Source organism: Virgibacillus aidingensis (genome assembly GCF_010994035.1).
GTDB lineage: Bacteria > Bacillota > Bacilli > Bacillales > Amphibacillaceae > Virgibacillus_N.
The window spans coordinates 178,062-191,347 of sequence record NZ_WIXN01000007.1 but is presented as its reverse complement, the minus strand read 5'-3'; the positions used below and the strand labels follow the sequence as shown (position 1 = coordinate 191,347).

5 protein-coding genes and 1 pseudogene are annotated in these 13,286 nt (G+C 44.1%); 5 read left to right on the top strand and 1 reads right to left on the bottom strand.

Annotated elements, in window-relative coordinates; translation table 11 throughout:
• Positions 1-92: 92 nt before the first annotated feature.
• The 4 genes and pseudogenes from GHD25_RS08230 to GHD25_RS08215 all read left to right on the top strand — a co-directional run.
• Positions 93-3,296 carry a M14 family zinc carboxypeptidase gene (locus GHD25_RS08230; RefSeq protein ID WP_164215903.1) on the top strand — a complete coding sequence of 1,068 codons (3,204 nt, stop codon included), beginning with the start codon at positions 93-95 and terminating at the stop codon, positions 3,294-3,296.
• A 283-nt stretch (positions 3,297-3,579) separates the two neighbouring features.
• On the top strand, positions 3,580-6,837 hold the full coding sequence (locus tag GHD25_RS08225; protein ID WP_164215902.1) for an FIMAH domain-containing protein: 3,258 nt from the start codon (positions 3,580-3,582) through the stop codon (positions 6,835-6,837).
• Between the two features lie 107 nt (positions 6,838-6,944).
• Positions 6,945-8,333 (top strand): leucyl aminopeptidase family protein, encoded by a 1,389-nt coding sequence (locus GHD25_RS08220; RefSeq protein WP_164215901.1) that lies wholly within the window; start codon positions 6,945-6,947, stop codon positions 8,331-8,333.
• Positions 8,334-8,797: 464 nt separating this feature from the next.
• Positions 8,798-9,175 (top strand): annotated as a pseudogene (locus GHD25_RS08215) (LutC/YkgG family protein); the annotation flags it as partial.
• 231 nt (positions 9,176-9,406) lie between these two features.
• Here the strand turns inward: GHD25_RS08215 and GHD25_RS08210 are convergent.
• Entirely contained in the window at positions 9,407-10,288 is an 882-nt protein-coding gene (locus GHD25_RS08210) for a LysR substrate-binding domain-containing protein (protein ID WP_164215899.1), read from the bottom strand.
• Positions 10,289-10,442: 154 nt separating this feature from the next.
• On the opposite strand from GHD25_RS08210, the gene GHD25_RS08205 reads away from it, so the two are divergent.
• Positions 10,443-12,620: a malate synthase G gene (locus GHD25_RS08205; RefSeq protein ID WP_164215898.1), complete on the top strand. Its 2,178-nt coding sequence runs from the start codon at positions 10,443-10,445 to the stop codon at positions 12,618-12,620.
• The last annotated feature ends 666 nt before the right edge of the window (positions 12,621-13,286 follow it).

The window sequence follows — 13,286 nt, the reverse complement described above, 5'->3', positions numbered from 1 at the left end:
ACAAAACTCCCCCTAAGATAGAAACAGATTTTTATTTTTAATCTGTCTACCTTAAGGGGAGCATATCATTCTTTATGCTGCTTTTTATTTTGATGCTGTCAATGAATTCACGATCAGCTTTGGCAGAAGAGAGTAATAATACTGCCACTGAACTCGGAGAATTTCCAACAACAGGTTTTGAAGATCGTGATGGTGAAGGTTGGACTACCTTTGCCGAAGAGCTTGCTTTCCTTGAGGAAGTGGAAGCGAATTCGGAGCGGATGACATATTCCCAGGTAGGAACTACCGTTGAAGGCAGGCCGATACACTTGGTACAGCTGGGTTATCCAGAACCGCCACCGGATACGGATATTGCTACTGGACGGAATATGCTGATTATGGGTACTTACCACGGGAATGAACCATCAGGCAGGGAAATGGCATTGAAAAAGCTAAGGGATTTGGCATTCACCGAAGATCCAGAGATGCTGGAACTGATGGGTAAAGCGACCATTCTTTTTATTCCAACAGTGAATCCCGATGGGAGAGAAGAAAACCGACGTTTTACTGCCGATAATGTGGATCCTAACCAAGATCATTTCTATTTGAAAACGCCCGAAACCAGGGCAGTTGCAAGTGTACTAAATGAGTTTAAACCGGATATTACTCTAGATGCACATGAAAGAGTGGCCGGTCAAGATATTTCCTTACTTGGCCCGACAAACTTAAATGTAGATCACCAAATAAGTCAATTAAGTGAAGAAATGATTTTGGATTACATGATGCCGAGCATTGAGGGAGGCGGTTTTTCAACAGAAATTTACCCCGGTATCGGGTTTGGCTGGAATTCATGGAACAATGCCGGTTTGATGCATGGCTTATCTGTTCTTTCGGAAGCGAGCTGGCAAGATGAACCGAAATACAGGGTGGATGCACAGGTAAGTACTGCCGAGTCAGTATTGCAATTTTATCATGAAAGGTTTGATCAGGTTGAAGAAGTGGTAAGTGAGGCACCGCAGCGTAAGGCAGCTGCAGGGGCGCATCAATCAGAACCATTTTATTTAGATGGCACTTACTATCGTGAAGGGGAAATTTTGCCCCCTTCGGATGAGGATGTACTGGATCCACCTCCATGTGGATATCTGCTTAATACATCACAGGCAGAAAGGATTAGCCGGCATATCAATATATTCTCACTGGAAACTGAAAAAGTAAGTGAACATGGTGTATTCATAACTATGGCTCAGCCGATGATGACAATGATTCCTCATATAATGGATGAGGGCTCTGAGCACAAGCTGGTTGAAGGTTTAGCATTATACGATTGTACGAATCCGGGTGAAATAGAACCACCGGGACCAGAGGAACCTGTACAGTACGAGTCAGCATTCACGGAGTATGAGGCGGGCAGTTCACCGGGAGATTGGTCTTCGTTGTGGAAAGAGAGCAACTGGACAATTATGGATGAGCCACGCCGCCTGGAACATCAGTCAATCGGGGATCAGCTTACACGGAGAGCATTAACTTGGGACAAGGTTGGTGAAGTTCGGGGTAATGTAGAAATGTCCGCTGTGGTACGAGCCCATGATGCAAGATTGTCAAAGTTCCAGCTTGGGTTCCATATGTCTGGTAGTGGGGAATTGAGCAGAACGAGGGATGCCTATTATATTGATGTCTATGGGTCAGGTCCCCATCAAGTTCGGATTAACAGAGTACTGAATGGGAGCTTAACAGTACTTGGCAGTACACACTTACCGTTTACATTTGAAGAGGACAGCTGGTATCAGGTTGTTGTACAGCGTGAAGGTGAAACAATACGGGCAAAGGTATGGCCATTTGGTGAGGATGAGCCCAAAGATTGGCAAGTAACTGCTGAGGATCGTTTTATTGATCATGGAAAGGTTGGATTAGTCCATCTGACCGATGGTGTAATTAACGACTGGGCATTCATCGGCGTTGGAACAGCTGGTGATCCAGCACCCCGTCCACCTGAGGATTTACTTCCGAAAATTGATAAGTCACTGCTGCAGCGGCGTGTCAATGAAATCAACGATATGGACCTGGTTAAATCGAATTACACGGAAGATAGTTGGACAAGACTACAAGATGCAATTGATGATGCAAATACTTTGCTGGAAGAGGAGGATGTTACAGAAGAACAACTTGATCAAGCGTTGGCAGCTTTAAATGATGCTTATTCCATGTTACAGGTTAGACAAGTTCAATATCAAACTGATTTTTCGGAAAGTGAAATTGGGAAAATTCCTGCAAATTGGTCAACCTTATGGGCTGGCAGTGATTGGAAGGTAGCAGATAATCCAAGCAGACTGGTGCACACCGTGATTCCCGGTGAAGGACGCAGGGCATTGGTTATGGACGAACCGGGATATGTTAAAGGGGATGTGGAAGTATCCTCCTTGGTGCGTACTTCAGGTACTGGAACAACCTTATTCCAGCTGCAGCTCCATGCATCCGGAGATGTAGATTCTGAAAATAGTTATTACATGGATTTGCGGACGACAGGCTATATTCGAATAAACCGTAACATTGATGGTGCATTCAGCAGTCGTACGAATGCCCGGCTTCCGTTCGAAGTTGTACCTGATGAATGGTATCATGCTGTGTTCCAGCGTGAGGGAAATATATTACGCGCGAAAGCCTGGCCGCTAGGAGAGGAAGAGCCGGATTGGCAGGTTGAATATGTTGATGACAATTTAAGTGGCGGCTATGTAGGGTTAGGTCATTCACCCGGTAATGTAATAAATGAACATGCCTTCTTCGGTGTTGGCGTTGGGGGAGAACAAGCCCCACGTGCGCCGGGAGATCTGTTCGATCCTGAAGTTGACAAAACGGAATTGCAGGATCTTGTTGATGAGATTCATGCTGAAAACCTGAATGAAGCCGATTATACAGAGGAAAGCTGGCAAACATTGCAGGAAGCATTAACCGCAGCTGAAGAAGTACTGCATGATCCGGATGCCGCACAGGAGGAAGTGGATTCTGCGCTGACCGGGCTGAATGAAGCCCGTGACAGATTGGAAGAACGAGAAACAGAACCGATCAGCGCAGCCAGCATGATCACAAGTATTGAACAATTTGATGAAGAAGGGGCTTTTGAGAATGATCAGGTTGTAAGATCACTAACCCTTCATTTAATTGCAGTGGATCAGTATGAATCACAGGAAGAGGGAGAAAAAGCAGTGAGACATATGGAAAGCTTCTTGTTGCTGCTTGATCATATGGATGAGCAAATGTCCGGGCAAGCGTATGAATCTCTGTACGCTGATGGTGAATTGCTGATTGACAAGTGGAAATAGCAGTAAATGTTGGCGAACCAGGTTCGGATTATAAATTTTGTTATGTATCATCTCTTTGTTTAACGGGGGATGATACTGTTTTCAAGCAGAGGACAAATGGATTTCCTGCAAATGTTATTTGCCTACCTTTTAGAATGTTGTTGTAACATAATGAATATTTTAAGGGGTGGTGAAACCATTTTAATTTACTGAAGAGAGATATGATGATTTTCCCTAGGAACGCATTGGAAAGAAGCTGTGGAAACTATAATTTTAATATTCCTAATGTTAAGGAGAGAACATAATGTTATTTAGAGGGATTAGAACCAGGTTTACTTTCGTTTTGTTCTTGTCATTGCTTTTTATGGCAGGTTCTTTAACAGCAGTGGCAGCAGAAAGTAACAATAATGGTATTATTTCTGCCGGGAAAAAAGTAACTACCGGCTTTGAGGATCGGAATGGCGACGGATGGACAACGCATGCTGAAGAATTGGCTTTTCTGGAGGAAGTTGCAGCACAGTCGGAGAGAATGTCATATTCTGAGATAGGCACCTCGGCTGAAGACCGCCCATTGCACTTAGTACGCGTTGGTTTCCCGGAGCCGCCATCAGATGAGGACATTGCAGCTGGAAATAACATCCTGGTCATGGGCACTCCACATGGCAATGAGCCGGCGGGCCGGGAGATGGCGTTGCAATATTTACGCGATTTGGCGTTCACAGATGATCCGGTACTATTGGAACAGCTGAGTGAAGTTACAATACTATTTGTACCGTCACAAAATCCGGACGGATCTGAAGGGAATTACCGATATACTTCGGAAGGAAAGGATATGAACCAGGATAGAATAAAGTTGGTCACACCTGAAGCGAAAGCGATTGCAGGGGTAATTAACCAATTTAGCCCTGATGTACTTGTCAGTTCCCATGAAAAGATCAGTTCCAGCCCTGAAATCACGATGTATTGGCCGTCTAATCTTAATGTGGATAGTCAATTGTACGAACTGAATAAAGAGATGGTTGAGGATTATGTGTGGCCGGATATCAGAGATGCTGGCTATACTACTGGCCGGTATAACGGTATTGGGGCTGAGTGGAATTTGCGTAACATGGCCGGCTTACAGCATACCATTGCTGTTCTGCTTGAGTCCGGCAGAAACTTAGATCCAATTGATCGTGTTCAGATGCAGAAAGAAACTGTCACATCGGTTTTGCGATTTTATCGTGAGCGGTCCGGAGAAGTACAGGAAACAGTTACCGGGTCTGCAGAACGTAAAACAGAAGCAGGTGCCAATCAATCGGAACCGTATTATCTGGATGGGGATGTTGAATCAAACCCGCCGGACTCAGCCGTGATGGACCCGCCTCCTTGTGGTTATCTCCTCCATACATTACAGGCGGAGAGAATCAGCGAACACATTGAAATGTTTTCTCTGGAAACAGAACAGGTCAGTGAAAATGGCGTATTTGTCACAATGGCCCAGCCAATGATGACAGTCGTGCCGCTTCTGCTTGATGAAGGTGCGCAGAATAATGTGGTCGATGGGCTGGCGCTGTATGATTGTACTGATCCGGGGGATGTAGAACCGCCAATTCCACCGGAACTGGCGGATCCAGTGCAATATGAGACTGATTTCAGCGAAAATGAAGTCGGAAAGCAGCCTGATAATTGGTCCACTTTATGGAGGAACAGTGACTGGACAATATTTGATGAGCCAAGCCGCCTGGAACATAATGTAACTGCTGGCGGCGGCCGCCGGGCATTAACTTGGGATGAAGTTGGCAATGTTCGCGATGATGTCGAGATATCTGGTTTGGTCCGTGCCAGCGGTTCCGGTACTACCATGTTCCAGATTCATCTGCATGCATCTGCCCCATTCGGTAATGAAAATAGCTACTACCTTGATTTACGGAGTACTGATTATGTAAGGATTAACCGTAACCTTAATGGTGCCTTCTCGACACTCGAATCGTCAGAACTCCAGTTTGCAGCAGAAGAATATACCTGGTATAACGTTGTGTTTCAGCGTGAGGGTGAAACACTTCGCGGCAAGGTGTGGCCATATGGCGAAGAAGAGCCCGAAGAGTGGCAGGTAACGGCTGAAGATCGTTTTATTAGTGATGGCCGGGTTGGTGTGGGCCATGTTACTTCAGGCATGTTAAATGAATGGGCGTTTTTCAGCGCAGGTACTGGCGGTGATCCGGCCCCCCGTGCACCTGAAAATTTACTTCCAGATATTGATAAATCACTGCTGCAGCGGCGTGTGAGTGAAATCCATGATATGGATCTCGATGAATCTCATTACACGGAAGAAAGCTGGCAGGCATTACAGGATGCGTTATCTGCAGCAGAAAATGTATTAAATAACCCGGAGGCAACACAACCGGAAATAAATGAAGCACTGACAGATTTGAATGAAGCCTTTTCTGATCTGGAGACTCCTTCAGCGCAGTATGAAACCGATTTTTCCAATTATGCGGCCGGCAGTACACCTGATGATTGGTCGTCATTATGGAGAGAAAGTAATTGGACCATACTGGATGACCCGCGCCGGCTTGAACATGAATCTATTGGTGATCAGGGTGCACGCCGGGCGTTGACCTGGGATGAGGTTGGCGAAGTCCGCGGGGATGTTGAAGTATCTGCTGTCGTACGAGCCCGGGATACCGGCTTGTCGAAATTTCAGCTTGGATTCCATATGAGCGGTTCAGAGGATGACATAAATCTTTACTACCTTGATGCATTTCGGTCAGGCAGTAATTATCAAGTTCGTCTGAACCGGTATAGCGGCAGCTTCTCTGTGCTTGGCACTTCAAATTTGTCTTTTGCCATAGAGGAAGATACCTGGTACCAAACCGTTGTAAAGCGGGAAGGCAACATGATCCGGGCCAAAGTATGGCCGTTTGGCGAGGATGAGCCGAGTGAATGGCAGGTCGAAGTTACGGACAGCAGTTATCAGCATGGAAAGGTGGGACTGGTGCACCTGACGGATGGTGTGGTTAATGACTGGGCATTTGTAGGTGTCGGTACAGGCAGTGAAACCGCCCCTCGCGCACCGGAAGATCTGTTCGACCCTGCAGTTGACAAAACGGAATTGCAGGATCGCGTTAATGAGATTCATGCTGAAAATTTGAACGAAGCCGATTATACAGATGAAAGCTGGCAGGCATTGCAGGATGCTTTGACTGCGGCTGAAGAAGTACTGAATGATCCAGAGGCAACACAGGAAGAAGTGGATACTGCGCTGACCGGGCTGAATGAAGCCCGTGACAGATTGGAAGAACGAGAAACAGAACCGATCAGCGCAGCCGGCATGATCACAAGTATTGAACAGTTTGATGAAGAAGGAGCTTTTGCAGAAGATCAGGTTGTAAGATCACTAACCCTTCATTTAACTGCAGTGGATCAGTATGAATCCCAGGAAGAAGCAGAAAAAGTAGTGAGACATATGGAAAGCTTTTTATTGCTGCTTGATCATATAAATGAAAGCGATCAGATCTCCGAAGAAGCGTACAATTCTCTTTACACTGACGGCGAATCACTGATTGATCAGTGGGAATAAGCAGAGGATAAGCAGTAAGCATCATCCCCCTGTTTCACAGGGGATGATGCTGCTTTGTAATCATTAACCATGATGCTTTGAAAAATATATAAAGGGTGAAACACATAATGACCGAACAGATCAAGGTATTATTTTCAAATAGCCAAAAAATAAAAGAAAATATTAATCTGCAGCATGTATTACCATCAGGAAATGATAAAGCCGGCATCTTAACAACGCTGGATGGAGAAATAATATTCATTGTAAGCATAGACAATTATACATATGAACTGGATGAAATAAGAATGCTGGCCGGCAGTATATCAAGAGAATTAGGGAAACATAGGATAAAAACCGGAAAAGTTGATCCCAATGAACTGATAAGAACATTTGCATATATCAATAAACCGGATCTTATTGCTGCATTCACAGAAGGCTGGAAGTTAGGTAATTATTCTTTCTCGAAGTACAAAACAAGTGAGTTTAGAAGAAAAGTTGAGTTGGAATTTAACGACATTATTGGTATTAAATCATTTATAGAAAAGGGCAAGCTAAGAGCTAATGCAACAGCCTTTGCCCGTGACTTGGTAAATGAAACACCTGAAGCATTAAATCCTGCCACTTTTTCAGCATATTTAGAGAAGGAATTCAATAATTCAAACGTTGATGTTAAGTTATTGGATGAAGCTGAAATGAGTGAAATGCACGGTGTAATGGCTGTAAGCAAAGGGAGTAAACATCCTGCTGCTTTTATAGAATTAACATACTGTGGCGACCAAACGAAACCACTGATGGTGTTCGTGGGAAAGGGGGTAACTTTTGACACGGGAGGGGTAAGTTTAAAGGTCCGCAGAAATATTAGCGGAATGAAAATGGATATGGCAGGAGCTGCAGCTGTCGCAGGTGCAGTAAAGTTACTGGCAGCTATGCAAGCTCAAGTGAATGTAGTGGGATTCATTCCGGCTGTAGAAAATATTTTGGGTGAAAACTCGTATTTGCCGGGGAATATCATTACATATAAAAATAATCTTTCTGTTGAAATTGGCAATACAGACGCAGAAGGAAGACTGGTATTGGCAGATGGGCTTTTGCGTGCAAATGAAATTGGTGCAGAATATGTTGTGGATATTGCTACACTAACGAGTTCGGTAAGGCAGGCATTGGGAAATCAAATGGCAGGTGTTTTTGGCGATAAAAAATTGTCCCGAAAATTAGAGGAAATAGGAAATAAAAATGGAGATTTTGTCTGGCCGCTGCCCTTAATAAATAAATATAAGAAAAGCTTAAAAAGTGATTATGCCGATATTGGCAATATAAGTTCGGACGATGCGCCGGGCTCGATTATTGCTGCATTATTTTTACGTCATTTTGTTAAGGACGTTAATAAATGGCTGCATATTGATATGGCAGGGGTAAAGGAAAGTAAAGAAGCCGGTTATTATTCAAATTCAGCGAGTGGATATGGGGCAAGACTGTTGGCCGATTATGCCGAGTACGTATCAAATCATGAACGGTAAAATTAATTAATTACATTATTGGAGAAATATCGGGAGGTGTCTGGACGCATTGCCTCCTTCAGTTTTGACTCCTATATGAATAGTCAAGTATAACCTTATTCAGATTCTTCATTGCTGCAGCAAATGGAAAGGATATTTCCCTAATTAACAAGGTAATAAAACGTTGACATATTTGGAAACTTCTATAGGATTAACTAAACTAAGGCGAGTGCCCTGCAATTCCGTTATTGTTTTGCATATTTATTTAATCTCTATACATATAAATGACAGAAAAATAGATAAAGTTATCTAAACTAATAGAAACGAAAGAGTGAATAATCATGAATGTTTCTTTATTTGTGACCTGTCTTGGGGAGATTTTTTATCAGGATGCAGCGAAAGATGTGGTGGAAGTGCTGGAGAGGCTTGGCTGTAACGTCGACTTGCCGCGGGGGCAGGCATACGAGCTGGATGCTGTATTTGACAATGAAGATACCCATAAGTGGAACCCTGCTGCCGGCAGGGAAAATATAGGGAAAGCGGAAGTGGCTAATGTGGGTGTGTTTTTTAGTGATATCAGTCTGGCAGAATCCGGAACCGTTGTCCAGTTTAATGATAGAAATATTGCCAGGTCGGTTAGCCTGCTGCCGGCGGTCTATATTGCCATCGTACCTAAGGCTTCCATCGTTCCGCGGATGACCCAGGCGATGTATGGAATTCACAAGCAGGCGGTGGACGGTGAAGAAATAGCAACATGCATTAATTTTATATCAGGTCCAAGCAACAGCGCCGACATTGAAATGAATATTGTGGAAGGTGTGCATGGGCCGGTGAAGGCAGTGTATTTGGTGGTGGATAGGTAGACTGCTGCGGCCCGCGCTGCCCGGTCACGTCTGTAAGCTGCCTGAAACATGGCCTAAGCTGCCCGAACTGTAAAAAGTTGTCCGAACCCGCCCAAAAGCAGCCTGCACCTGTACCCATTTACTCAGTATTAGCCATACTAATACAGGCATCTGACAATAATCACAAGATTCGCGAGCTGCTATTTCTATTGGCGGGAAGCTTATTAACGCAGTTCCGGGCACCATCCGCCCTCACACCTGCAACTTCGCCATTTTAATAAATTCCCTTACTGCATGGGACAGGTATTTATTTTTTTTCCAGATCATAGTGAGTTCCAGGTATACTGCCGGCTTTGCAAATGGAATGGCTTTCATATTTTCATTGGAAAGCTGGCTGCAAATTTTGCTTGGCAATAAAGCGACGCCCAATTTTGCCTCAACCATTTCAATGATAAAATCTTTCTGCGAGCTTTCGCACACGACATTCGGATAAAACCCATGGCTGCCGCACGCTTCCATAATCCTGTCGTGCAGGGAAAAGTCGCGTCTGTACAGGATCATCGGCTCGTGTTCTATATCGGAAAATGTTATTTGCTCTTTCTCAGCCAAAGAATTATCTTGGTGGGCAATCAGCATCAATGGATCCCTTAATAACCTGATCATTTCATAGTTTTCCTTTTGAATGGGCAAATTGCAGATTAAACCGACATCCAGCTCATCCTCGCTTACCCCCTGCTTGATTTTATTGCTGCCTACTTCGTGTAAACTCATGTGGATTGATGGATAAAGTTCAATATATTTGCTGATTAAATTAGAAAAAAATGCTGCTCCGATAATTGGAGGAATTCCTATCTTGATTTCCCCTTTTTTCAGATCCCCCACATCATCCAGTTCCGCTGTCAGATTGTCAAAAGCATCCAGGACATTTTTTGCATTGGCTAAAAAAACCTCACCCGTATCCGTGAGTTCCAATTGTTTTGCTCCCCTGTAAAAAAGCGGTGTGCCGAGCGCTTCCTCCAGAATTTTAATGGTTTTGCTCAAAGACGGCTGGGAGACATGGAGCGTGGACGCTGCTTTTGTAAAGCTTTTCTGCTTCGCGACTTCTGCAAAATATGTTACCTGCCTTATATCCAAGATAGCCCTCTCCTTTCCTCCGTACTATGCTGGTAACACTATTATACGCCAAGGTATAACCAAAAGGAATAATGAGTATGCAAAACTTGTATTTCTGTTTCTGCTCTTAAACTATTAGAATATTAGGTATAGAGAGAAAAGAGGAGGGAACCAAATGGAAGGGTATGTAAAAAAGGACGGTCTGCAAGTTGCAAAAGTACTGTATGATTTTGTAAACCAGGAAGCACTCCCGGGTACTGGGCTTGACCGTGATCACTTTTGGATGGATTTTGGAAAGCTTGTGTCTGATCTGGCTCCGAAAAATAAGGCATTATTGGCCGAGCGTGATAAAATACAGGAGCAGATTGATGCCTGGCATAAAGAAAATAAGACATTTGATTTTGATAAATACAAGGCTTTTTTGGAGGAAATCGGCTATTTGGAGAAACCTGTGGACGATTTTAAAATTGAGACGGAAAATATCGATGATGTCATTACACAGCAAGCAGGACCGCAGCTTGTTGTCCCCATTGACAATGCGCGGTATGCACTGAACGCGGCCAATGCACGCTGGGGTTCTCTGTATGATGCGCTATACGGGACGGATGTCATCAGCGAGGAAGGCGGTGCCGGGAAAAAAGGCGCCTATAACCCTGTACGCGGGGAAAAAGTAATTGCCTTTGCGAAAAAATTCCTTGATGAGCATGCTTCCCTTGAGACGTCCTCCCACACTGAAGCCAAAGGCTATGCCGTCAGGAATGGTAAATTGGAAGTAATACTGCAGAACGGAGAAAAAACTGGCCTGAAGGATTATGGCAAATTTGCCGGATACCAGGGTTCAGAAGCGGAACCGGCAGCGATATTATTAAAAAATAATGGACTGCATATAGAAATTCAAATCGACCGCAGCCATCCGATCGGAAAAACAGATCCAGCAGGTGTAAAAGATGTGTATTTGGAATCTGCCACCTCCAGCATCATGGACTGTGAGGATTCCGTTGCAGCTGTGGATGCCGATGATAAAACGCTTGTATACCGTAACTGGCTTGGTTTGAACAAAGGGGACCTGAGTGCCGAATTTGAAAAAGGCGGAAAAGAAATTACGCGTACTTTAAACCCGGACCACGAATATACGGGACCGAACGGAGAAAAGGTTACGCTTTCCGGCCGTGTGCTCATGTTCGTCCGCAATGTTGGCCACTTAATGACGAACAGTGCCATTTTAGATGAAAATGGAGAAGAAATCCCTGAAGGAATTATGGATGGCGTGTTTACAAGCTTAATGGCAAAACATAGCCTGCTTGGAAATGGTGTATATCAGAATTCCGACAAAGGGTCGGTTTATATTGTGAAGCCAAAAATGCACGGTTCCAGGGAAGTAGCTTTTGCCAATGAATTATTCAGCCGGGTGGAAGATATGCTTGATATGGAGCGGAACACACTGAAAATTGGTGTCATGGATGAAGAACGGCGCACCAGCCTGAATTTGAAAAATGCTATTTATGAGGTAAAAGACAGAGTCGTTTTTATTAACACAGGATTTCTCGATCGTACAGGTGATGAAATTCATACTGCGATGGAAGCCGGTCCGATGATCCGAAAAGGCGAAATGAAAACTTCGGTGTGGCTGAACGGTTATGAGAAAAGCAATGTGCGGACCGGTCTGGAAACCGGATTGAAAGGAAAAGCCCAAATCGGAAAAGGAATGTGGGCGATGCCGGATCTGATGGCTGATATGCTCGAGCAAAAGAGAGGCCATTTAAAAGCAGGGGGAAACACGGCCTGGGTGCCATCACCGACCGCAGCAACATTGCATGCCATTCACTATCACCAAATTGATGTCAATAAAGTACAGGAAGAACTGCTGAACGATAAAACAGATTACCAGAACGATATTTTACAAATTCCGGTCGCAGAAAATGCAGACTGGTCTGCTGAAGAAATCCGGGAAGAGCTGGATAACAGTGCTCAAACACTGCTTGGCTATGTTGTTCGCTGGGTGGAGCAGGGTGTAGGCTGTTCCAAAGTGCCGGATATAAATAATATTGGCCTTATGGAAGACCGTGCCACATTGCGGATTTCCAGTCAGATGCTTACCAATTGGCTGCATCACGGCGTTTGCACAGAAGCCCAAGTAATGGATACGCTGAAACGCATGGCAAAAGTCGTTGACGTACAAAACGAAGGCGATGCAGCATACCGCCCTATGGCTCCGGACTTTGAACAATCGATTGCCTTCCAGGCTGCATGTGATCTTGTTTTCAAAGGAAAAGAGCAGCCCAGCGGCTATACGGAACCAATCTTGCACCGCCGCCGGCTGGAGGCAAAGGAGAAGTTTAGCGTTAAAAGTTAATTTTTTTCTCCCCGGTGGTAACTGGATAAACAGCGGAATAGTAAAGAAAAACGAATGTAAAGATCCTTTTCAGGAAGATTTAAGCTTTTTGACTTTGGCAATGGAAGCGTAAAAGCAGGCAGCATTCACTGGTTTGGCATGATTACCAAATCAGTGCCGCTGCTGCCAATAGATGCTGCATTAAAATATAGGTGAAAGCAGAAATACTGTGTGGAGGCTTTTGATTTTATCACACACTCAACGGGATGAATTCCTGCACAGACTTATAAAAAATGAACTTGACTTTAGCTGGAAACAATGGTTAACTATTACCAAATTTATCAGAATACATTTTAAAGTTGGAAGGTTTTATAAAATGAATATGGAAGAAGAAAAGCCGTAATATATGGCAAATCAGGGTGGGGCTGAAAAAAGCCGCTCCTCATATTTGAACGTGGTCAGTACCCGGCAAAAATTGTTCAAAAAGAAAGTTTCCTGATATCCGTAATAAGTTGCTCAAGAAACCTTGGAAAATTTTCCGAAATCGGGAAAGCAGCTCGAAATCCATTTATAATCGCCGTAACAATGCAAAGTTACACTTGGCATCCTAAAGCTGATACCAAACTAAATAACCACCAAGCATAAAGAATGATAAAAGAAATCCAAAAAAGTGATTTCTTTTTAAAC

What these genes read in the sequence shown, in the direction of transcription:
- GHD25_RS08225 (WP_164215902.1), top strand. Translation starts at nt 3,580, where the DNA reads ATGTTATTTAGAGGGATTAGAACCAGGTTTACTTTCGTTTTGTTCTTG.
- GHD25_RS08230 (WP_164215903.1), top strand. Translation starts at nt 93, where the DNA reads ATGCTGTCAATGAATTCACGATCAGCTTTGGCAGAAGAGAGTAATAAT.
- GHD25_RS08220 (WP_164215901.1), top strand. Translation starts at nt 6,945, where the DNA reads ATGACCGAACAGATCAAGGTATTATTTTCAAATAGCCAAAAAATAAAA.
- GHD25_RS08205 (WP_164215898.1), top strand. Translation starts at nt 10,443, where the DNA reads ATGGAAGGGTATGTAAAAAAGGACGGTCTGCAAGTTGCAAAAGTACTG.